19 protein-coding genes and 2 pseudogenes are annotated in these 23,545 nt (G+C 44.5%); 5 read left to right on the forward strand and 16 right to left on the reverse strand.

From position 1 onward, the window contains the following. From L5M38_RS03065 to L5M38_RS03075, 3 genes and pseudogenes are all read left to right on the forward strand, one after another. Nucleotides 1–239, forward strand: a pseudogene (locus L5M38_RS03065) (IS4 family transposase); the annotation flags it as partial. 331 nt (nt 240–570) lie between these two features. Next, entirely contained in the window at nt 571–2,181 is a 1,611-nt protein-coding gene (locus L5M38_RS03070; protein WP_263178317.1) for an ABC-F family ATPase, read from the forward strand. A 206-nt stretch (nt 2,182–2,387) separates the two neighbouring features. Then, complete coding sequence (locus L5M38_RS03075) at nt 2,388–2,543, forward strand: hypothetical protein (RefSeq protein ID WP_168827125.1); 156 nt, start codon at nt 2,388–2,390, stop codon at nt 2,541–2,543. 3 nt (nt 2,544–2,546) lie between these two features. Here L5M38_RS03075 and L5M38_RS03080 read toward each other — a convergent pair. The 5 genes and pseudogenes from L5M38_RS03080 to L5M38_RS03100 form a co-directional block, all read right to left on the reverse strand. After that, nucleotides 2,547–2,918, reverse strand: a pseudogene (locus tag L5M38_RS03080) (Fic/DOC family protein); the annotation flags it as partial. Nucleotides 2,919–3,291: 373 nt separating this feature from the next. Continuing rightward, nucleotides 3,292–3,759, reverse strand: coding sequence for a hypothetical protein (locus L5M38_RS03085; protein ID WP_263178318.1), 468 nt, complete (start codon nt 3,757–3,759; stop codon nt 3,292–3,294). A 137-nt stretch (nt 3,760–3,896) separates the two neighbouring features. Then, the gene (locus L5M38_RS03090) at nt 3,897–4,325 is read right to left on the reverse strand and encodes a hypothetical protein (protein WP_219252384.1); all 429 of its coding nucleotides are present in this window, start codon (nt 4,323–4,325) and stop codon (nt 3,897–3,899) included. Nucleotides 4,326–4,652: 327 nt separating this feature from the next. Then, nucleotides 4,653–5,714 (reverse strand): HNH endonuclease, encoded by a 1,062-nt coding sequence (locus L5M38_RS03095; RefSeq protein WP_263178319.1) that lies wholly within the window; start codon nt 5,712–5,714, stop codon nt 4,653–4,655. Beyond that, the gene (locus L5M38_RS03100) at nt 5,704–6,384 is read right to left on the reverse strand and encodes a class I SAM-dependent methyltransferase (RefSeq protein ID WP_263178320.1); all 681 of its coding nucleotides are present in this window, start codon (nt 6,382–6,384) and stop codon (nt 5,704–5,706) included. Before L5M38_RS03100 ends, L5M38_RS03095 begins: the two co-directional genes overlap by 11 nt. A gap of 390 nt (nt 6,385–6,774) precedes the next feature. On the opposite strand from L5M38_RS03100, the gene L5M38_RS03105 reads away from it, so the two are divergent. After that, nucleotides 6,775–8,409 carry a diguanylate cyclase gene (locus L5M38_RS03105; protein WP_263178322.1) on the forward strand — a complete coding sequence of 545 codons (1,635 nt, stop codon included), beginning with the start codon at nt 6,775–6,777 and terminating at the stop codon, nt 8,407–8,409. Nucleotides 8,410–8,517: 108 nt separating this feature from the next. Here L5M38_RS03105 and L5M38_RS03110 read toward each other — a convergent pair whose 3' ends face one another. Genes L5M38_RS03110 through L5M38_RS03155 form a run of 10 tightly spaced genes read right to left on the reverse strand, consistent with a single transcriptional unit; the run spans nt 8,518 to nt 19,273 of the window. Beyond that, nucleotides 8,518–9,567 carry a chemotaxis response regulator protein-glutamate methylesterase gene (locus tag L5M38_RS03110; protein ID WP_263148274.1) on the reverse strand — a complete coding sequence of 350 codons (1,050 nt, stop codon included), beginning with the start codon at nt 9,565–9,567 and terminating at the stop codon, nt 8,518–8,520. A gap of 3 nt (nt 9,568–9,570) precedes the next feature. After that, a complete protein-coding gene (gene cheD / locus L5M38_RS03115; RefSeq protein ID WP_105252529.1) occupies nt 9,571–10,191 on the reverse strand; it encodes a chemoreceptor glutamine deamidase CheD in 621 nt (206 codons plus the stop codon). After that, nucleotides 10,178–11,023 carry a CheR family methyltransferase gene (locus L5M38_RS03120; RefSeq protein ID WP_028759906.1) on the reverse strand — a complete coding sequence of 282 codons (846 nt, stop codon included), beginning with the start codon at nt 11,021–11,023 and terminating at the stop codon, nt 10,178–10,180. Before L5M38_RS03120 ends, cheD begins: the two co-directional genes overlap by 14 nt. Beyond that, entirely contained in the window at nt 11,024–13,021 is a 1,998-nt protein-coding gene (locus tag L5M38_RS03125; protein WP_263178324.1) for a methyl-accepting chemotaxis protein, read from the reverse strand. It abuts the gene before it with no gap. A gap of 5 nt (nt 13,022–13,026) precedes the next feature. After that, nucleotides 13,027–13,539 carry a chemotaxis protein CheW gene (locus L5M38_RS03130; RefSeq protein WP_049821692.1) on the reverse strand — a complete coding sequence of 171 codons (513 nt, stop codon included), beginning with the start codon at nt 13,537–13,539 and terminating at the stop codon, nt 13,027–13,029. Nucleotides 13,540–13,549: 10 nt separating this feature from the next. Beyond that, nucleotides 13,550–15,703 (reverse strand): chemotaxis protein CheA, encoded by a 2,154-nt coding sequence (locus L5M38_RS03135; protein ID WP_263178325.1) that lies wholly within the window; start codon nt 15,701–15,703, stop codon nt 13,550–13,552. Nucleotides 15,704–15,720: 17 nt separating this feature from the next. Beyond that, nucleotides 15,721–16,086 carry a response regulator gene (locus L5M38_RS03140; protein WP_028759902.1) on the reverse strand — a complete coding sequence of 122 codons (366 nt, stop codon included), beginning with the start codon at nt 16,084–16,086 and terminating at the stop codon, nt 15,721–15,723. Between the two features lie 3 nt (nt 16,087–16,089). Continuing rightward, nucleotides 16,090–17,823 (reverse strand): SpoIIE family protein phosphatase, encoded by a 1,734-nt coding sequence (locus L5M38_RS03145; RefSeq protein WP_263178327.1) that lies wholly within the window; start codon nt 17,821–17,823, stop codon nt 16,090–16,092. An 8-nt stretch (nt 17,824–17,831) separates the two neighbouring features. Next, nucleotides 17,832–18,116 (reverse strand): STAS domain-containing protein, encoded by a 285-nt coding sequence (locus tag L5M38_RS03150; protein ID WP_028759900.1) that lies wholly within the window; start codon nt 18,114–18,116, stop codon nt 17,832–17,834. 14 nt (nt 18,117–18,130) lie between these two features. Beyond that, nucleotides 18,131–19,273, reverse strand: coding sequence for a methyl-accepting chemotaxis protein (locus tag L5M38_RS03155; protein ID WP_263167375.1), 1,143 nt, complete (start codon nt 19,271–19,273; stop codon nt 18,131–18,133). 276 nt (nt 19,274–19,549) lie between these two features. On the opposite strand from L5M38_RS03155, the gene L5M38_RS03160 reads away from it, so the two are divergent. Beyond that, on the forward strand, nt 19,550–22,255 hold the full coding sequence (locus L5M38_RS03160; protein WP_105252534.1) for an acetate--CoA ligase family protein: 2,706 nt from the start codon (nt 19,550–19,552) through the stop codon (nt 22,253–22,255). A gap of 131 nt (nt 22,256–22,386) precedes the next feature. On the opposite strand, the gene L5M38_RS03165 is transcribed toward L5M38_RS03160, so the two are convergent. Continuing rightward, nucleotides 22,387–23,415, reverse strand: coding sequence for a GGDEF domain-containing protein (locus L5M38_RS03165; protein ID WP_028759897.1), 1,029 nt, complete (start codon nt 23,413–23,415; stop codon nt 22,387–22,389). Nucleotides 23,416–23,545: the final 130 nt, after the last annotated feature.

Genomic DNA, 23,545 nt, shown 5'->3' on the forward strand with positions numbered 1-23,545 from the left:
ATCGATCGGTCCATCCCAATCAACTGAGTTTTCGGGATGCTGCGAGTCATATCATCTTCAAGCTGACACAACTGCCATCACAAACGCCGGGGAATGTCCCGAGAGATGTATTGGATATAGAACGCAATGCACGGCAATTTAAGTTGGATGGTAAACGGGAAAGGGCTTATCCAAGAGTGCTTAAAATGAGCAAAAACAAGTACCCAATTAGACCAAATAAAAATGCCGTTCACTCTTAAGTGAACGGCATTACCGCAGCTGACGGTTTTAATCTACATATCCGCGATATCACGCTAACAGGTATGAACTCAGCATCAAGCTCAAACCCGTTTCTAAATTTTACCTATGATCCGCTGATGCCTTGGGTCAGCCTCAAAATAAACGCAACTGAAACGGCTCGATTTATAGCTGCGCATCACATCCTTGCTCGCATCTTTAGCCCTTAGTCTGTATACTCCGCGACCTTATTATCCCAACTTTAATGTTTTGGCTTAGAGTGGGTGAAGCGCATGTTTCATTTTGAGGCTTGTTTGTCACAATCCCCGTTAGCAAATACCTAGGAAAGCTCCTTTGATCTCTACCGCGAACATCACGATGCAGTTTGGCCCTGAGCCATTGTTTGAAAACATTTCAGCGAAATTTGGCAACGGTCACCGCTATGGTTTGATCGGCGCGAATGGCTGTGGCAAATCGACCTTTATGAAGATCCTCAGCGGAGCGTTAGCGCCAACCTCTGGCAATGTGTCCATCACGCCCGGCTTAAAAGTCGGTACCCTAAGCCAAGATCAGTTCGCGTTTGAACAATACAGTGTGATCGATGCAGTGATCATGGGGGATGTTGCCCTGTGGAAAGTCAAACAGGAACGCGATGCAATCTACGCCAATCCGAATATGACCGAAGAAGATGGCATGCGCGTTGGCGATCTTGAAAGTGAATTTGCCGAAATGGATGGCTACAGCGCCGAAAGCCGCGCCGGTGAAATTCTGCTCGAAGCGGGTATTGAAGAATCTTTCCATTACGGCCTAATGCAACAAGTCGCACCGGGTTGGAAACTGCGGGTCCTGTTGGCACAAGCACTATTTGCCAACCCAGATATTTTGCTGCTCGACGAACCAACCAACAACTTGGACATACATACCATTAGCTGGTTAGAAGCCGAGTTGAACAAACGCAAATGCACCATGATCATTATTTCCCATGATAGGCACTTCTTAAATGCCGTATGTACCCACATGGCCGATATCGATTACGGCGAACTGCGCATTTACCCTGGTAACTACGAATACTTCCTCGCACAATCGTCTTTGATCCGTGAACAATTATTATCGGGCAACGCCAAGAAGAGTGCTGAAATCGAAGAACTGCAAGACTTCGTTAACCGCTTCGGTGCCAACGCATCTAAGGCAAAACAAGCCAGCTCGCGCGCGAAAAAAATGGACAAGATCAAGCTTGATGAAGTGAAATCATCAAGCCGTATTCACCCTTCTATTCGTTTCGATGCTGGCAAGAAAATGCATCGCCAAGCACTGATCCTCGAAGATTTGGCCCACGGGTTTGATGGTGAGCAGCTATTCGAAGGCGGCGACTTAATCCTCGAAGCCGGTGCAAAATTAGCGATTATCGGCGAAAACGGCGTGGGTAAAACCACTTTCCTACGTTGCTTAGTCAATGATTTAGAACATAATAAAGGCGTGATCAAGTGGTCAGAAAACGCATCAATCGGCTACTGTCCACAAGACAGCAGTGACGAATTTGATAATGACTACACGTTAATGGATTGGATGTCACAGTGGCGCCAACCTAAGCACAACGATCTTATGGTACGCGCCATGTTAGGCCGTCTGCTGTTCACCGAAGATGACGCGAACAAGAAAGCCCGTAACTGTTCAGGCGGAGAGAAAAACCGCTTGTTATTCGGTAAGTTAATGATGCAAGACATCAATGTGCTGATCATGGACGAACCGACTAACCACATGGACATGGAAGCCATCGAAGCACTCAATAATGCGTTGAAAGACTTTGAAGGCACTTTGATATTCGTCAGTCATGACCGTGAGTTTGTATCGTCACTCGCAACACGTATCATTGATATTAAAGATAAAAAAGTGATTAACTTCCAAGGCACTTTCGATGAGTACCTTTCAAGCCAAGCAGAAATGGATGCGAGAAAAAGCGCGTAATGTTGTGCTTTGATAAACCTTAATCGGCTATGTCAGCTTGATTAAAAGAGTCGTCATTGGAGAACCTACTGACGACTTTTTATCGATATCTAAAGAGCGATATGATTGGTAAAACATGAAGTATTGCTGCTTTGGGCCTTGGATACACAGCTGTCTATTCGTTATCTAGAGTGCTATAATTCATGCACTTAATTGAGGTTGATCCTATGAAAACTAAATCAAAAAACACACAAGTGACTCAAAATCGACTCTATCGCGCTGTGGCCAGTTCAACCGCTATTGAGACGGGTAAAACTACGGCTGAAGTTGAAGCAAAATTGAAGGCCCAAAAAAGCCGTTTCAGTCATTTGACCTTAGCCTAAACTTCATTCGTTTTTAGCGCTGAGCACATCGTTTACCAAACGAGCCATATGTTGATAATCCCCACCCAACCCTGCTTGAATTGACTTAAAATAAAAATCTCTATTTTGTTCCCAAATCCCATAATCAAGTGGGAGATAACCCGCCTTTACTGCCATCACATCGAGTATCAAACGTGACAAACGTCCATTTCCCTCTCTAAATGGGTGAATTAGGATAAATTCCACATGACTTTCAGCCAAGTAACTCACAACTTCGTCTCTAGAAAACGAATTTAAGCCATTGAACTTGCTTAAATATTCCTTTTCAAACTGAGTGAGACACTTAAGTATTTGAGCCGCTGCCGTAAATTCGAAACCACCTTTTCCCATATTGACTGTACGCCGCTCACCAGCCCAGTAATAAACATTACCGAGCCATTTTCGATGCCACTCAAAGAGCTACCAACCGATAGATGCTCGCTTTCAATAACACCAGATTGAAACACGTACTCATAAAGCTTTAGTAACAACTGAGTCTCTACCTCTGCCATATCCTCTTCATCGGTTATCGCGAGTTTGTTACGAAGTATATGGCCGCCGGAACCGGGTTCGAATTCATCCTCGGTAGTGCCAATATGATATTTCGACATGATAATAGACCCGCTAACTGTAATAACTAATAGAAAAGCAAATATCCGAGTCACAGACAACTTAACACAACTACTCGATGAGATTGACCACACAAGTCTTTGAAATAGGTATGTAGAAACTATGGGCTATAAATTAGCTTATTAATTTTTTTAACCAATATCTCGCGATTTTTAGCCAGTTTAAAAATTGTCGGCAAATGTCGAATGACTATCGGCTCAGACTCGAATACCGCATTGCGATCTTTGGCCTGAATATAATCACGGATCTGAAGCATCATCTGTTTATTAAATGCCCAAAGTGAATGACCTTTAAACTCAAGGGAATAAAATGCGTCATTGGGCCATTCAAGTCGATGTTTCTGTTTTGCCATACACTGATAACAACAAATAAGACCAAGATCTGTACCATCTGTAAAAGCACTGTTCGCCCTATGTTCCCAAGTCGAAGTACCTTGGTATTTTTCTGGCAATTTTTCCCGCCAAGAAGCATCCAATAGCGGAGGGAAAAACAGCACTCCAGGCCATTTATGAGCAAATCTTTGATTAAACAGCTTGATCTCAAACTGCCTACCCTCAAATAAATGCACATCTTTTTTCTCTAAACGAAAAACATGGGCAAAGGTAAAAGTGGCGCAGCCAGCACAATGGGGGCAAGTAACCTCAACTCGTTTGGCAGGCTAAAAAACTCATAAAATCCTGTCATTGATACGACATTCCAAATGATTTAGAGACTAATTTGGAGCTCATCAATTTTCCAACCACCTTCATTTATCATGCTAATTCTTTGTTTTTCATTCGCCTCCGATGCATTACCACAGAGATCTTTTTGTGCATATTCAAGGACGGCCGTATCCCCTTCTATCACCTGCGACACTAAGGTGAGTGCTTTGCACTTGGCAGCCGCTTTTGAAAATGAAAGATAAGATGCGATCACTTCATCGCGGGACAGCTTCATCTGCTGCATATACTGTGGGAACTTAGACTCAACATCCGCTTGCTTACGTTGGGTATAGTAAGCCTTGTCCTCTTGATAACTCATCCCCTGCTGTACCTTAGCATTGTACTCGTCATAGACTTCGCTCGGCGATTTAGGCGTTGTACAACCTATCAGCACAAGCACAGATATGGGCAGTAAGAAAATCGATTTCATCATCTAACCTCCAAAACTAGACATGTATTATCAATAAATTCCATGGTGCATTCATCTGCTTGTTGTCACTGAACGAGTGCGCCATATATATCCACCAAATACTCCTTGTTCTCTTTGAAATCAATTACCTTGGCAGGAAGTAAACCTTTACTATCAACAGGTAACAAAATCAATGAAGATAAAATGTAATGCCACCAAGATAACATGTAAATAGTTCATCGATTACTTTAGCTTGGCAGCGTTGCTCACTCAATTGCAGGAACAAATGCTTTAAGGTCACTCGACCTTGGCGAGTGCTAAAAATAAGTGCCATAAAACTGTGAGCATGCTCTAAATTGCTGTATTTGACAGGTCATTGTCTAATGCATTAAAAGGCACAAAGGTCTTTTTATCGAGCCAGAGAGGCGAGCGATTTTGTCCTGCTAGCTGATAAGCCCAAGTAGTAATGGCTTCAGAGCGATCACTCTCACAGACGAAATATCGACTGAGTTCAGAGTGTAACGTTTGGCCATGCTGGATAATATTTTGCTCATACCAGTTATCTTTATGGTGCTGAGCGGCAAGATGATCGCGTTTTTGATTATTACAACTGCTATGAGCGAGGACAAAATTATGCCCTAAATCATTAGGATATCGTGCCCAAGGGATAAAATGATCCACTTCGCCTGTTTCTTTTAATGATTTTTGGCAATAGAAGCATTGGCCTTTTTGGATATCAAGCAGTACAGGTCTAGCATAGGTGATCGTCTGTCTGTCGCTACCAAACAGAAACTCACTTAAATTGCCTTTACTGCCTATAATGACCTGATTTGCTGGAAACTCGGCGATTTTTTGTACCCATTGAGTACGAGCCAATGACACCACTAAATCGTGAAATCGCCTGAAGCAAAATGCGATCCCCGGATTCAACTCGATGTAATTTTTCGTTTTATCATGGGGATAAAGGAAACATTCTTCATTACGTGACAAGTTTTGTAAGCGCCATAAGGGGCCATCTTTAAACGTACCGCGCGTTTTACGCAATAAAGCTGGATAACTAGGATGCGCTTTTAACTGGGATAGACTGTTAACACCTTGATGGCGTAGTTCAATCAAACTGTTGATCAAGGCTGATTGCTTTCCACTATTTTGGATCAGGACAAAATACCCATCATTGGCACCAAAAGGCAAAGAGTGTTGCCAGTAAAGTTCAATAAACTTCTCTACCAAATCATCAATACTGATCGCGGTTTTCAGCGCAGGATCGGCATTGAGTATTAATGGCCGTTCGATACAGATATCGGCGATCGCATGTAGTAAGGCAAATTTGTAAGTTGCAACGAAATCCCCTTCAACTAACAGACGTTGTAAATAGCTAATAAATTCAACTTGTCTTCTCGCATCAATCGGCATTCAGTCGCTCCTGAATAATAACGCTTGCTTCAGGTGCATTTACGTTTGGCATCAGTTTGGGTGTAAAAACTAGCGTCTGCCAATGCACTTGTGAGCGACCGAGTTTATCGGTTTCATCTTGGCTCAAATCTAAAAGTTGTAGCTGACAATCTGCAGCCAGTGTGAGCAGCTCATCGGCACTGACTGGGTGCATAACGCGTGCATCGGGGCTTGGGCCATGGCGCAAACTGATGACTAAAAGTCCAGTCGAATTGAGTAAGCGTGAGAGTGTTACTAGTGCAAGTGGGCGCTCTGAGGGAGATAAATGCATCCACACAGCGCTGAGTAAAATCAGATCAAACTGTTGCGCTAGGCCAACCACTTTTTGCAACTGAGGTAAACCATCCTCAATCCAACGCACGGGTAGCTCCCGAGTTAACACCTGCCCCATTTTCGCTAAAACAACCGCAGGTTCGACTGCAATAATTTGTGTTTCTTTGCCCTGTGTTTTTTCGGCTAAATAATGCACATCCCGCCCAGAACCTGCTCCCACATCCAATATCGACAATGTATTTTTGGTGAGTAGAGGCAAAAGATGATGCAACCAACTCGAATGCACTTCTTCAAAGGTTTTAGACAAATACTGTGCCGCGAGTATTTCGGCGTGGTCATTATAAAACACAGTGCTCACTGACAACGATCCTTTTGCAACAAGTGATTGTTTTTACAGACGCTAACTTATCACAGTCGTATTTGATAAAAAATACATGTCATTATTATCATGCTGTTTTGCATAAAATATTTAGCATTATGTTGTTCGCGATCACTGTGCTGATTTCAGCTATTCGACCCAATATTCTTATCAATGCCTATGCAATCTCAGCATTTCCCCGTCGTTTTTGTCGCAGTGGTTTACACTCTATGAGTGAGTGTAAAGATAAGTGCAATTGATTGAATCTGTTACATGCTCTCCAGAGCAGTTTCCATTTCAGTGTGGGAGTAAACGGGTTTTAACGTCTTGGCGTAGCGTCTACATAGAGATTAAGACCTAGGGCTCAATTATTTAGGATATCTATTGCCTATGAGTTTTGAAGATTCGTTAGAGCAACTTAAACGACAGTTTTTACATGCACTGCCGGATAAAAAGAAACAAATCATTACCTTGTGGATTTCATTGCGTAAAAATTGGGACGCACACATGCTGTCTGCCGTGTACCGAGAGGTGCATAACTTAAAAGGGTCGAGCGAGACCTTTGGGTTGTCAGATACCAAACACATAGTCGATAAACTGGAGTTGCTGCTTAAGGGGCTGCTCAATGCGCCAGCCCCCGAACTGCCTACTATCAAAGGCTTAGATACCCTCTTCCACCAGTTGTTACAAAACAATATGCGCGGCCAACCGTCGGCGCCAGTAGTAGAGGCGCAAATGCAGCAAAGCACCTATAAACCGTCAAAGGCGCGCCATGAGCACCATATTGCCATCATAGAAGACGATGGTAATGTCGGCGCTATGATCACAAAGCAGCTGCGAGAGTTCGGTTTTAGTGTGCAGCATTTTTTGAATTTCACGAGCTTTCTGGTGGTGCAAAATAAAACGCCCTTCGATCTGATTTTATTAGATTTAATTCTACCCGATTGGACTGAAGAGGCCTTGTTCGAAGCCGCCACTGAGTTTGAGAAGAATAATACCCGAGTGTTTGTTTTATCCTCGCGGGGAGATTTTGACATGCGGCTATTGGCCATTCGTGCCAATGTCAGCGAATATTTTGTCAAACCTGCTGAGACCACTTTATTAGTGCGCAAAATCCATCAATCCCTCAAAATGTCAGAGAAACAACCCTTGAAGGTGTTACTGGTGGATGATCAACAATCTATGGTGGATTACTTTTCAAGTCTGTTACGCAGTCACGGTTTGATGGTAAAAGGGTTATCGAGTGCCGAGCAAGTCTTGCCTGCCCTTGAGCAATTTGAGCCTGATTTGTTTATCTTCGATTTGTACATGCCCGAAGTGAACGGGCTTGAGCTGGCAAAGATGATCCGTCAATTGGACAAATACACCTCGAGCCCAATTCTCGTGTTGAGCTCTGATGATACGATGCAGAATAAAGTCAGCATCATACAAGCGGGATCAGATGACTTAATTTCAAAGCAAACCGCGCCGAGTTTATTCGTCGCGCAGGTGATTTCCCGTGCGCAACGGGGTCATGATATTCGCAGTTCGGCTAGTCGCGACAGCTTAACTGGGCTGCTAAATCATACCCAAATTCTGGTGGCTGCGAGACGCTGTTTTAACGTAGCGAAACGGATTAACTCTCAAGTTTGTATCGCTATGTTCGATTTAGATCACTTCAAAAAGGTCAACGATACTTATGGTCATTCCGGTGGTGATAAGGTGTTGTTGGCATTTGCCCACCTGTTACAACAATCCTTACGTCAAACTGACTTTACCGGCCGCTACGGTGGTGAAGAATTTATGTTAGTGCTGCCAGATATGCAAAAACCACTGGCGATTGCCAAGTTGAATGCGATCCGTGAAAGCTTTAGCCATATCGTATTTGTTGAAGATGGCGTCGAATTTAAGGTGACGCTCAGCGGCGGTTTAGCCTTTTCGGATCAATGTGAGGAATTTCAAGATTGTCTGTTACTGGCAGATAAAAACCTTTACGAAGCTAAGCGTTTAGGTAGAAATCAGCTCGTGGTTTCTACGACTGACTAATCCTAAACAGAATGAGCCACTGCAGCGCACAAATCAGTTCGGCGTAATGCTCTTCCTGCGAGACTCACGTTCTATTCGTTACTTTTTAATCCCACTCAGCGTGGGCGGTCACAGTGAGCTTAAATGGTTAATGAGCTTGCTCGGCATCTGCGATAACTCCACTACATAATCTACTGCACGGCACTTTATTGCTTCTCGTGGCATGCCAAATACCACACAACTTTGTTCATCTTGGGCAAATGTAGTGACGCCTTTTTGGTGTAACGCCACCATGCCTTCGGCGCCATCTTTGCCCATACCGGTTAAAATCATCGCGCTCATATTGGGCGCGGCACATTGGGCCAAGGCCGTAAACATCACATCGACCGAAGGTCTGTGGCCACTGACCTTTTCATCTTGGGTTAATTTAACTTTATAACTACCACCCACTTTGATGATCTCAAGGTGATGATCGCCAGGGGCAACATAGGCATAACTGGGTAAGAGTCGTTCCCCATGCTCGGCTTCTTTGACAGTAATCCGTGACTGTCGATTTAAACGTTCCGCAAAAGTGCGGGTAAACCCCGCTGGCATATGTTGGGTGATCACTATCGGCGGCATAGCCGCAGGTAAATGTTGTAATACATAAAGAATGGCTTCAGTACCGCCAGTAGATGCGCCTATCGCGACTAAATGCTGTGTCAGGGTTGTATTGGCCAATATTGGCCGCTTACTTGAAACAGGGCGTACTGGCTCAACAAATTTCTGCGGCTTGATGATTTTGGCTTTCGCGGCAGATTTGATCTTATCTAAAATCAAATCCTGATAATCATGAATACCTTGGGGCGAGTCTAATTTCGGTTTAGGGATAAAATCCACCGCGCCTAAGGCCAAGGCATTAAAGGTCGCATCAGCGCCCTGCTCGGTTAACGATGAAATCATCACTACTGCAGTGGGTCTGGCTTTCATCAAGCGATCCAAAAATGTTAAACCGTCTACTTTGGGCATTTCGATGTCTAAGGTAATCACATCGGGGCGAAATTGGTTCACCAGATCTTTGGCCTCGTAGGCATCGGCAGCAAGCCCAACCAGAGACAGTTCAGAGTCAGCCTCAATCATTTTACCGAGCAAGCTGCGCATTAGCGCAGAATCGTCAACAACTAACACTTTGATCGTCATAACTTAATCACCAAATAGTTCAACGTCGCCGCCCGAAGGTAAATTACGAACCCGTAAACGGTACTCACTTTCCCTGTCAAGAATTGTACTGTTATGCATGGATTTAATTTTGCGGACTTTCACTTTTCCCGAATGGGGGAAAAAATACACTTTGCGCGGATATACATCGAGTAAATCGGCAGCAACGATAGGGATATTTTCAAGATTGAGGTATTCAATCACAAACTCAGCATTACGCTCACCAATGTTGTGCACAGTAAAACTGCGTAACATATTGCCGCCCCCAAACACCTTAGCTTCGAGTGAATTACGCTGTGCGCCAAGCTTGAGCAAGTCGTTGATTAACAACTCCATGGCATACACGCCGTAACGGGCAGAATCGGCGAGCACCCCAGTACAATTGCTATTGTCACTTGGCAATAAAAAGTGATTCATTCCACCAATTTTGAGCTTAGGATCATACAAGCACACTGAGACGCAGGAGCCTAACACTGTTACTATCATGGTATCTTCACGGGTTGCAAAATACTCACCGGGTAATATTTTTACCGCATCGCAACCAAAATGATGATCGTGATAGCGATTCGGCTCTGCAATAGCATATTCGATATTAGGTTTTAGCACTCATAAGCCCCTTCACTGGCCGATAGGTTGTTTGACCAACGGCAGTGATGATTTGCGGGAACATATTAAAATTTTCCGAATGTCCCGCAATATAAAGTCCATCCTCGCTAAGGGAGTTCATCATGTGTTTTAATATGACTTCCTGCGTTTCTTTATCGAAATAAATCATTACATTACGGCAAAAAATCACATCGATTGGCGTTTTTAGCGGCCAAAAAGAATCGAGCAAATTAATGCGGGTAAACTTGAGCATCTGCTTTAATTCGGGAACCACGCGCACATTGCCCAACTGTGAACCCCTTCCGCGGTGAAAAAAACGTTTCTTGCGGATATCGCTAACAGTATCGATCCTGTCTAAGGGATAAATACCCATTTCAGCCTTTTTCAGCACGCCGCTGTCGATATCGGAAGCAATGATCTCAATAGGCGTTTTAAAACTGTTGAAATGTTCAGCGACGACAATCGCAATCGAGTAAGGTTCTTCCCCTGTGCTACTGGCCGCACACCAGATCCTGCGGGTATCTGGGTTATCGATTAAATATTGCTTTAACACTTCAAAGTGATGCGGTTCCCTGAAAAATGCCGTTTGATTAGTGGTTAACGCATTGATAAATTCTTGGTGTTCGTTTTCATGGCTTAGCAGATACTCAAAATAAGCCGAAAAACCGGCTAATTTCAATGTTCTGATCCGCCGCACTAAACGGCTATACACCATAGCATCCTTGCTATCGGCGAGTTTGATCCCCGCTAAGCGGTACAGCGTCGTCCTCGCGGTATTAAAGTGCACCGAGGTATAGGCAAACTCTCGTTCCAATGGTTTGTTTTCACTCAATTAAAATTCTTCCCATTCATCTTGATCTTGCTTAATGGGCTTCATCGCATTGGTTTTAGGTTTCTCTGTCACTCTGGCTCTTGCCATAGGTTGAAGCTGATGTTTGATGGGTTTTATCGCCTTCGCTTTGGGCGTCGCTAATCTCGCGTTGCTGCGTCTTGGGGCTTCATCTTCGTCGTCCACGCGAAAACTGGCGACACTGTCTGAGAGTTGCTGCGCTTGGGATTGCATGCTTTCCGCTGCAGCGGCCGCTTCTTCAACCAATGCCGCATTTTGTTGTGTCATTTCATCCATTTGCACTACGGCTTTGCTGATCTCATCGATACCGATGGCCTGCTCATTAGAAGCTGAGGCAATTTCCGCCATGATATCGTTCACCCGTTTAATGGCGATGACGATTTCCTTCATGGTATCGCCGGACTTACCGACAAGGCTGTTGCCACTCTCGATTTTAGACACAGAATCCGAGATCAGTGCCTTGATATCTTTAGCGGCATTGGCCGAACGTTGGGCTAAGCTGCGCACTTCTGACGCGACCACCGCAAAGCCGCGGCCTTGTTCGCCCGCCCGCGCCGCTTCAACCGCAGCATTGAGCGCTAAGATATTGGTCTGGAAAGCAATGCCATCGATAACACCAATAATGTCGGCAATCTTACGCGCCGATTCATTAATCGATGCCATGGTCTGGACAACTTGCTGAATAAGCTCACCACCGTCCACAGCGACTTCAGCCGCTTTAGAGGCTAAGGCATTGGCTTGACTGGCATTATCCGCATTGAGTTTCACTGTACCTGTGAGTTCCTCCATGCTGGCCGAGGTTTGCTCTAGGCTCGAAGCTTGCTCTTCGGTGCGGCTGGATAAATCGGCGTTACCTTGGGCTATTTCTGCCGAAGCGGTATTGATGGTATCCGCGGCTCGTTGAATATCTTGGATCATGAAGGATAACTTTTCAGCAGTTTGATTTGAGTAATTTTTCAAATCATCAAAGGTGCCTTCATAGTCGTTATAAATGCGAGTGGTCAAATCGCCATCCGCTAGCGCCATCAGCACCCGCGCCACATCTTGCAATCCACGTTCCGAGGTTTCAATTAACGAATTTAAATTGTTCGCCAGCATTAAAAAGAAACCTTGCTTGCCATCTGTTTCCGCCCTTTGGGAGAAATCACCCGCAGCTGCGGCTGTGACTATGCGGGAAATTTCCTGCTCGGTTTGGACTTCAATGGTGCGGTCGAGCCATTCAACCACAGTCCCTAAGCGCTCACCTTCTTTAGACACAATGGGGCTGGCAGTTAAGCGAAAATGGCAACTCGCGACCTTAATAAGCGATTCATATTTACGGTCTAATTTATCGAGTAAACTTGCTTGGTGAGCAGGATTGCGGTGGAAGATATCCATCGAGCTGCCGAGGATTTTATCTACGGAAAAATGCGGCAAGGCTTGTCTGATCTCACTTTCAGAATGGCGCAACATAGTTTCGACCGAGCGATTCATATAAATGATCGTACGGTTAGCATCGGCTATCATAACGTTGGTACTGGTATTATTGAGCGCTTCCATAATGCGCTGGGTTGCTCGCTCGGCTTCGATACTTTCGGTGCGGTCTATCCACTCAACACCTGTGCCTAAATGCTTATTTTCAGCGGTGATAATCGGCGTCAAAATCAACCTAAAAGTACGTTTGCCTATGGTGATTTGCGCGGTATGGGATTGGGTTAGACGCTCTAATAAATTGCGCTGATGTGCGGGATTTTTATGGAAAATGTCGATATTACTGCCAATCAGTTTGGCAACAGAGAACTGAGGTAACTCTTTACGAATATCGTCCTCAGCCTCTTGCAGCAAACGGACAACGGCTTTATTCGCATAAATAATATTGCGCTGACTATCAGCGATCATAAAGCTGTTGCCACTGTTATCAAGTAGCTGAAAATAGCGCTGACGCTCTTCATCCCTTTGCTCACGCGCCTCATCATTGCCAAAAAATTTGAAGATACTCATTATTATTACTCCTGATCAGTCAGACTATTTGCATCAATTAGACCCAGCTCATCACTGCTGATCAGAGCCTGAATATTTACTAAAATGATCATCTTATCCTCGACCGTGGCTAAGCCTTTGAGGTAGCGGCTATCGAACGCCACCCCAAATTCTGGGGCAGGTAAAATTTCCTCCGCCGACAGCTTAATCACATCGGAGACGGCATCGACCACTATGCCGACAATACGTTCAAACACATTGAGCATAATAACGATAGTGAACTCGTTATAAGTGGCTGTTCCAACAGCAAATTTCATCCGCAAATCCACTATGGGCACTATGTCACCGCGCAAATTAATCACGCCTTTTATAAAGCTGGGGGCGTTGGCGATTTTAGTGACCGACTCATAACCGCGAATTTCTTTGACGGACATAATGTCGAGGGCATAGTGCTCTTCGCCTAACATAAAGCTTAAAAACTCCACCTCATCATGGGCGTTGTATTCCACTTTGGCGGTCATAGTTGATCGACTCTCCATGGCTATTTCCTTAATTTTTAATGTGCAGAGCGAGCGATTCGACATCGAGGATCAACGCGACGCTGCCATCGCCCATGATGGTGGCGCCGGAAACACCGGGGATCCTGCGATAATGTTTTTCAAGACTTTTAATCACCACTTGCTGCTGGCCAACTAAGGCATCAACGCACAGGCCAAAGCGCTTGTGGTTGCTTTCGAGCAATACGACTATGCCCTCTTCTGGGCAGCGGGCATTGGGCTCAATTTCCATCAGCTGATAAAGATTGAGCAGAGGTAAGTACTCTTCACGTACTTTTAAGAGTCTTTCTTTGGCGAGAAATTTAAGTTGTTCCGTTTGCGGCTGAATAGATTCTATGATGTGCACTAAGGGCAGAATGTAGATCTGATTTCCCACAGAAACCGTCATACCATCGACAATGGCGAGCGTGAGTGGCAACTGGATTTCAAAGGTTGAGCCTTGGCCCTCAGTGGACTCAATATCAATGCGTCCACCTAAGGCTTCAATATTACGGCGCACCACATCCATACCAACACCACGGCCTGACACATCAGTGACTTCCTCCGCGGTTGAAAATCCTGCGGCAAAAATCAATTGCCAAATTTGCTTGTCGCTACTGTTATCAGCCACTTGCAAACCGTTTTCCCGCGCCTTTTGAATAATGCGCTCACGGTGTAAACCTGCACCGTTATCGTGCACAGCGATAACGATATTACCGCCCCTTTGACTGGCTTTAAGGGATAACACGCCCACTTCGGATTTACCCGCTGCGAGCCGTTTTTCAGGTTTTTCGATACCGTGATCTAAACTATTGCGCACTAAGTGGGTCAGCGGATCGACGAGCTTTTCAATCATTCCCTTATCAATTTCTGTGTTGCCACCTTCAATCACGAGATTGACGTTTTTACCCAGTTGCTCAGAAAGGTCCCTCACTAAACGGTTGAAACGGTTAAACACAAAAGATACCGGCAGCATACGCACCGACATCACTGCCTCTTGCATTTCACGGGTATTACGTTCCAATTCATTGAGTGCGGTCTTGAGTCGCTCACCTAAATCGCCCGTCATCTCGTTACCAATGAGGGTCAACATGGACTGAGTGATCACCAGCTCGCCCGCGAGATTAACCAAAGTATCTATCTTAGAAGTTTCGACCCTTAAGGTGGCATCCTGAGCCAGCGTGGCTGATTTTTTAGTCGCTGTTTTCACCTCTGTGGTATTGGGCTTTGGGGCAACGGATGAGTTTGATGTTGCGTTTGAACTCAGTATTGCAGGCGAGCTTGCTTTCACAGAAGGACTCGTGAGCAGGGTTGAATCAGGTACGGTGGGCTCAGTCGCTTTGGCTTTAAATAAGGTGTTTTTGGATTGGCTACTTCCAGTTTCCTTGGCTTGATGTGCTCGAGTGGTCGCTGGCTTATAAACCTTCTGCACTAGCGGTTTTGAACTTAATAACTCGATTTCATTGGCGAAGGATTCTGGCGTTAATGCTTCAAAAAAACCAAAGCCTAACTCATCATCGTCAATTGTCACATCACACAGATCAGCATTACGCTCTTTATTATTTATCGCACTGTTAGCGCTGATGTCTTCCGCTTGATAAGCCTCATCAAAAAATCCAAAGTCTTCACCTTCGATGGCAATATCACGTGCCATTTCATCTTCAAAAAATCCAAAACCCAGATCTTCTGCCTCCACTGGTTGGGTGGGTGTTGCATTTATGATGGGAGTGCTAGCGGCGTTTGTACCATTACGTATCGCAACTGATGAACTAAAAGGCTCACCATTTAACGCTGCAACCAACTGACTTTTACTGTATTCAACCTCCTGCCAATCAATCTGCTCTTCTTCGCGGTACAAGCTCAAGATATGGGATAACGTGTCCACAGTACTCAGCAGTAAATCGATAATGGATGACGTTAATTGGAAGTTACCCTTACGCGTTTTATCCAGCAGGTTTTCCATCACATGGGTGACACTGGTTAATGCGGTAAAACCAAAAATACCACTGCCGCCTTTTATAGAATGTGCAGCACGGAAAATGGTGTTCAGTTCTTCAGGATCGGGAGAAGCAAGGTCCAATGCCAATAGCAATTGTTCCATATTTTCAAGATGTTCATGACTTTCTTCAAAAAAGACCTGATGAAACTCGGCCATATTGATGGACATAGCGCACCCCGTTGCAGTTAACCCAGCACTTTAGCCGTAATAGCCAACAACTTTTGAGGATCAAAGGGTTTTACCATCCATCCCGTCGCACCCGCGGCTTTCCCTTGGGCTTTCATGTCATCGCCCGCTTCCGTGGTGAGCATAATGATCGGCGTACGCATAAATGCCGACATAGCACGTAAGGATTTAATTAAGGTCAGCCCATCCATTCGAGGCATGTTTTGATCAGTCAGAATGAAATCAAATCTCTGCCCATTACAGATATCGAGGGCTTCTCGACCATCTTTGGCCAGTACCACTTGATAATTAGCCGATTTAAGGGTCGCTTCGACCATTTGTCGAATCGCTGCGGAATCATCAACAATTAATATTCTTTTACTCATGCGCTATTCCATTATGACTTTAGTTATATTCCCTGGCGGTACTAATTCGTATGTCTTAGATAATGTTTTCACCAGCGATAGACCGCGCCCAGACAACTGAGGAATGTCCGCCATCAAATTTTCATCACCCTCAAAGCCTTTGCCACTGTCAGCCACGCTAATATGTAATTCATCCTGCGATGAACGCCAGATGATGCTCACTTTTACCCAATCATTTTCCGTGAGCCTATCTGCAAAACTGTCCCTAATACTATGGTACAGTTCGAAGCCTTCTGGATCATTTTTTAGTCGAGAATCTAATTTTAGTACACCATGATCAATGGCGTTGCTAAATAACTCTGCGACAACAGTAAAAACCCGTTGACAGAAATTAGTCGCAAATCCCAATATGCTGAGAAACTGATTCAATGAACTTAAATAATCAGCGCTGAGTAACATAGGCCCTGCAATACTGACATCCCAGCAGAACTCACCATCCATAATGGCTTTAATACGACTAACATCACGATCTTGATGCCAAGTGTTTAATCGTTCAAAATCTAAGGTACAAATAGTGATGTCATCGGCAATATTTTCAGCAGAACAGTACTCATGCATATTTTTCTCTAAATACTTTATTAAACCACCTGAAAAATGGATAAAAAGATCTTTTAATTTATCAATGCCAAATGGATTGCCTTCATGGGTATATTGCTCTATTAAACCATCACTAAAAAGGCAAGCATACCCATGGGATGGTAAATCAACCGTAACAATATCAGCTATAAAAGTATGCGGAGGTAAAATACCAAGGGCCATATTTTTCGATTTAAATTTATCGATGGATTGATTACTGACTGAACAAGAATGGTCAGTTTCTTTAATATTGTGGTTTGTTAAACAGTCAATTCCCCCCGTTTGAATATACACGGGGGGCATACCACCATTCCAAATGTGTAATTTATTACGATTAAAATCGGCTTCTAAAATAATACAGGCAACAAATCTGTCTTCAGGGTTTTCTCGGTGGAGCTTAGCATTCAGTTCATAAATAAACGTAACTAAAGAAAATCCCTTTGAAACCATGGCCCTAAATGTACTGGCAACACGCATGATGGGCATGGCTGCACTCAGGCCATGACCCGTTGAATCGGCGAGAATTAAGAAGAAATTACCATTAGGCGCTATGCCATTGAGGATAATATCACCGCTAAAATTGGCACTGGCTTGGCAGTAAGTATGTACAAAATCAAAGTCAGTATTATCAATATTGACTAAGTGCTCAAATAAATGCCGGGCCATGTGTTCTTCTCGGGCCTTTTCATAAAGCATTTTTTCAAGTTCAATTCTTTGATGCTCTACTTTATGCTGAAGTTGCACCCGGGTAAGTAAACATTCAACCTTGTACCAAAATATTTCAACATTTATCGGTTTAACAACAAAATCCAAAACCCCCATTCTAAAACAGGCTAACACGGATTGATTTTCTTTTGTCTCGCTCATGACTATAACAGGTGTTTCTTTTTTATCCTTATTCAACTTATCCAGTAACGCCAGTGCGGTACCATCCTTTAACCAATAGTTAATCAGAATTAAATCAACCGTATTTTGCGTTATTTCAAATAAACCTTCTTCTAGATCACTACAGACAATGACGTTGTAACCTTTGCTATGAATAAAATCACTGATCCTTTGACTCGCAATAGCGTCATCATCGATAACTAAAATAAAATGTTCCGGCTGAGTAAGCGATACCATAATGAGTGTTACTCTATGATGTAGATTTTCTGCATATTGGCAATACTAAGGATTTCATTCGCCTGACCATGTGCACCTTTTACAGACGTAGAAATATGTAACTCCTGCGCCTTACGATGCAGCAGTACCATCATGCCTAAAGCAGAACTATCGAGGTAAAGCACTCGACTAAAATCTAAAATAATATGGTTAACCTCTGGAAGCGTTAAAATATCTTGATAATCACTGGTGAATTTCTTGTGGTAATAAAAGTCAAAGCGCTCTGGCAATGAAATAACTTTAATATTTGACATTGTGTTATCCCTAATTAAAAGAGTTCAATTTCACCACAGGTAATTTGATCCCTTGAAACGGGATTATGAGTCTCCTGACGTCGGCGACTCATTTGTATTGTGATGTCATCCCCCTTAATGCCAAACTCCTGTTGTGACATAGTGGTGACGCGATTGAGCGATTCTTTTAAATGGTTTAGGGACTGATTTGTGTAAATCAGGCTTTGGGAAGTAATATCACTGAACTGCAATCCCCGAATAGTATCTGAGATGGCTTGTTCTAGTTCATGTGCCGATGAATCGATACGTTCAATCACTTGAGAATCCTTCTCTGCTTTAACGATAATCTGCCTTAGTGCAGTATCTATATCCTTTTTTGCATCAATAATATAAGTCATATCTTGAGCGGCGACTTTACTCACGTGTACGGTTAATTGTTCAATCTGAATTTGAATTGATTTAAGCTGTTTTTGTATGCTTTCACTAAAACCTGCGCTACGAGTGGATAAAGCGCGCACTTCATCTGCCACAACGGCAAAGCCTCTACCCGCATCACCCGCCCGCGCCGCTTCAATTGCCGCATTTAAAGCGAGCAAATTAGTCTGGGACGAGATTTGATCTATGTCTTGCAAGGCTTTCATTGCTTGAGGCATAGACTCGTAGATGAGATTCACTTTTTCCAACAATTCCATAGTTGATGCCGACATTTCTATGGTGGATTGAATAAAGCGCTCTAACGTCATTGAGGTATTGTTGGCAAATTGCTTCATTTGATCTGAATGGAATAACTCAGCATCATCAGTGCTCTTAACGAGATCTGAAATAAATCCTGTCTGCTCCGTCATTAACCGCCCTAAACCATCGAATGACTCACCGAGCAAATTGACTGCGTCACCTTGCACCGCTAGCACACTGTCAATATTAGCCTCGCAGCCGTTAAGCGTCGTGATTGACTCTTGGTACAGACTGATATGGGCTTGCCAATCTGCGGCAAGTTGGTTATTGAAGGACTTATCATCATGCTGTTGAACTGACTGCATTTGCTGGTGCTGATAAAATTGCCACAGCAACATAATCAATACAGAAATAACCGGACCAATAGCCCACAATGTTATCAAACTCAGCGCATATCCAACGCCTGCCGCGAGCACCGCAACGACCCCATCCTTGTATGTCATATGGACTTCACAATAATTGTACAGTGATTAAAAAGTAGTTTCATATTGGGTGATTTTCAAACACGAAAGTGAAATTATTCACATTGTTACGTGTCGCAATGCGGAAAATGCAGTTATCGCGATAGAAATCCCCATCATTGAGCGCTAATTCTCAGTAAATTGGCGTAAATTCATGATTTGCTAATAAACTTGCCCTAATGGAACCTGAAACTTAACTGTGCAGTCCTCATACCCTAGGTTACACTGGAAGCGTCATGGATTGGGATGGAATCGCTTATGAGTCAACGTACATTAAACTCCTTATTTAAACCGACTTCCGTTGCCATTATCGGCGCTTCGAATACCGAGAAACGCGCGGGTAATGTGCTGATGAAAAACCTACTATCGAGTGGTTTTTCGGGGCCTATCATGCCAGTCACCCCTAAGTATCGGGCAGTGATGGGCGTGCTCGCCTATCCCAATATTGAAGCCTTACCCATCAAACCCGATTTAGCGGTTATTTGTACCCGCGCTTGCCGTGTGCCCGCCATCGTTGAAACCCTTGCGCAATTTGGCTGTAAGGTGGCCATTATTATGGCAGCGGGAATGGCACAGGAATTTAACGAAGATGGCGTGAGCCTGCTCGACCTTGCCATGCAAAATGCTAAGCGTTACGGGATGCGCATTCTGGGGCCAAATAGCTTAGGAATGCTATTACCCCCATTGGGATTAAATGCCAGCTTAGCCCACGCCAGCGCCCTACCGGGCAAAATAGCCTTTGTGTCTCAATCGGCCGCCATTTGTACAACGGTACTCGATTGGGCCAATAACAAAGGTATTGGCTTTTCCTCCTTTATCTCCCTCGGTGATGCCACCGACATTAACTTTGACGAACTGCTCGATTACCTCGGCCGCGATAGCCGCACCAGCGCCATCATGCTTTATATCGACTCAGTGAATGAGAAGCGCCATTTCCTCTCGGCTGCTCGAGCCGCTTCACGCAATAAACCAATTCTAGTGATTAAATCGGGTCGCAGCGCCGAAGGTGCCCGCGCCGCAAAATTACATACGGGCGGTGTTGGCGGTAACGATGCAGTGTATGAAGCGGCGTTTCGCCGTGCAGGTATGTTGCGGGTTAACGATTTAATTGAACTGTTTGCCGCGGTTGAAAGTTTAGCGCATTCCAATCCGCTGCAAGGTGAGCGCTTAGGGATTATCAGTAATGGTGGCGGTCCTGCCGTATTAGCGGTAGATGAACTCATTATGCGCGGCGGTAAACTGGCGGAGTTATCAGAAGACACAATAGCCAAATTAGAAGCCGTGTTACCTAATACTTGGTCAAGGCAAAACCCCATCGATATCATTGGTGATGCGAACGCATCACGATATGCTAAAGCTTTGACTATCTTGATGGATTCCAATGAACTTGACGCTATTTTGGTCTTGCACTCCCCTTCAGCACTCGGTGAAAGTGTTGAGATAGCTGATGCTTTGGTGAGTGTGATCCACGCGCATCCCAAAAAGAATCGCCTCAATATTTTGACGAACTGGAGCGGTGAAGACTCGGCTTATCAGGCACGAAAACGCTTCACTAAGGGCGGTATATCCACCTACCGTACACCCGAAGGTGCTGTGGGTGCCTTTATGCACATGGTTGAATACCGTCGTAACCAAAAACTGCTGCAAGAAGTGCCGCAATCGATCCCCGACAATATTCCGACAGATAGCCTCACGGCGCGCAAATTACTACAAGCGGCTCAAGCTAAAGGAAAATCGGTACTGGAAACCCATGAGGCCAGCCCTATTTTGCGGGCTTATGGGCTTAACACCATAGACACTTGGTTTGTGAAAGATGCCGATGAAGCGGTGGCCATTGCGAATGAAGCGGGCTATCCCTTAGCGTTAAAAGTGCAATCCCCTAACATCTTGCATAAGTCCGATGTGCACGGAGTGATGCTCAATTTAACCTCGGCTGAAGATATCCGCCACGCCGCGAATGCGATTACCCAGAGGGTGCATCAAGCCAATCCCGAAGCCATTATTGAAGGCATGATAGTGCAGAAAATGGCGTTGACCGCTGGCGCGCAAGAAATCCGCGTGGCCGTGATAAGCGACCCCGTCTTTGGTCCGGCGATTTGCCTTGGCGAAGGTGGCTCAGAATGGGACCCCACCAATGATGCTGCCGTTGCCCTGCCACCCCTGAATATGGCACTGGCGCGTTATATGGTGATCCAAGCGTTAAAGACCCATAAGTTAAAGGACAGACATTTACCACTGGGTCTAGACATGAATGCCCTGTGCGTGATGTTAACGCAAATATCCCATATTATTATCGATTGCCCTGAAATCGCCTCGTTAGATTTAAACCCAGTACTGGCCGCGGGTGAAAACATCACTCTGCTCGATGTGAATATCCGTTTGCATGATGCCAATGCCGACAGTTCATCGCGGATGGCCATCATGCCCTATCCGAAGGAATTAGAAGAATTCGCCGAGCTAAAAAATGGCCTTAAGGTAATGCTAAGGCCGATTTTGCCCGAAGATGAACCTAAACATTTGGCCTTCGATAATTCGCTATCCGATGAAGACAGATACAAACGCTATTTTGGGGTGCGCTCGAAAATGACCCATGAAGAAATGGCGGTATTAACTCAAATCGATTACGCCCGTGAGATGGCCTTTATCGCCACAGCTAAGGGACCCGATGGCGATGACATCACCTTAGGTGCCGTGCGTGCATCTATTGACCCTGATAATACCGAGGCCGAGTTTGCCATGGCGGTGCGTGGCGATCATCAAGGTATAGGGTTAGGCAAATTGTTACTCGAAAAATTGATCAAATATTATCAGGCCAACGACACGCCCGTGCTCACCGGCTTTACCATGTTTGAGAATCGCAATATGGCCAGTCTTGCCAAGAGTCTCGGTTTTAAAGTGACCTTCGATATGGAGGAGCATTTGATCAAAATGCACATGGATTTAAAACCGCCCAGTGATCAATAGCACCTATCCAGACGAACAAAAACGCCGCAAATCATTGCGGCATTTTGTTATCCTAAGTAAATGATTATTTAACGAAATAGCGACCGAGCTAATACTTAACGCCTTGAAACATCGACACTCGCATCACATACTCAGCCTCTAACACAGTTACGGCCTTCGGACTTAGCTTGGTACAGTGCTTTATCGGCGCGACTAAACAGCGTTTCAGCATCATCCCCCTGTTGCAATGAGGCCATCCCAATCGAGACAGTAATCGCGCCAAGGGAAAGCTTTTTGTCTTTCCCTACCGTTAAGCGTCGCTCAGAAATACGTTCACGCAGATTTTCAGCCACTTGCAATGCGTCGTGAAAATGGGTGTTAGGTAGCACCACCACAAATTCTTCACCGCCATAACGCGCAACAAAGTCATCCCCACGCACACATTGCTTTAAGGCTAATGCGACATAGGCCAATACTTTATCACCCGTTAAATGACCATAGGTGTCGTTAAAGGCTTTAAAATTATCGATATCAATCAGTAAGAGACTACAGCGGGTCTGGTGATCTTGTGAACGGTAGATTTGATCCTGAATACTCAATTCATAGGCGCGGCGATTATGCAGAGACGTTAATTGGTCTGTCATCGCTGCGAGGCTAAGATTTTCCATTTCAGATTTAAGATTTTGTACTTCTTGACCCATGGTACACAGACTTTGCTCCATCTCACGGTTGTTGATAAGTAGCATCTGCATCTCATCGACCACACCATCAACCAGCTCGTTCAAGGTATTGATATCGGGATTAGTCTGTAATCGCAAACCAAACTCGGCTAATGAGCCAGAAAATGCCGCGGTTCCTTGACTCAACTGGCTGATTTTATTCAGCAGGCTATTGATCAAGATTTGTGTTTCAATCTGAACATTTTCAATTACTTCTGGTGACTGTTCTTGGATAAAGGTTTTATAAAGACTGGTATTAACTTCCTTGGTAAAAGAGACAGAATTCGCCAAAAAACCATCAATCGCGCGATTTAAATCGAGATTTGTACCTGCAAAATATTCATACCAAACAGTGTAATTTTCAGGAGTAACAGGAATATCGAGGGCAGACATTTGCGGCACGGCCAAACGCAAAATTTGCGCGGCAGAATCAAGTTCTTTATTTTCTGCAGTAGAAGACATAAATCGCGAACCATAAATTTGTTATGTTTTTGTATATATTAAGTTAACTCAACTGGTTCGATTTGGATATGGGAGAAATCAATTATTATGACAGGGAGCAAAAGAAAAGAGGATGTTGCCATCCTCTTCC

Source organism: Shewanella sp. SM101, from assembly GCF_025654465.1.
Lineage (GTDB): Bacteria > Pseudomonadota > Gammaproteobacteria > Enterobacterales > Shewanellaceae > Shewanella > Shewanella oncorhynchi.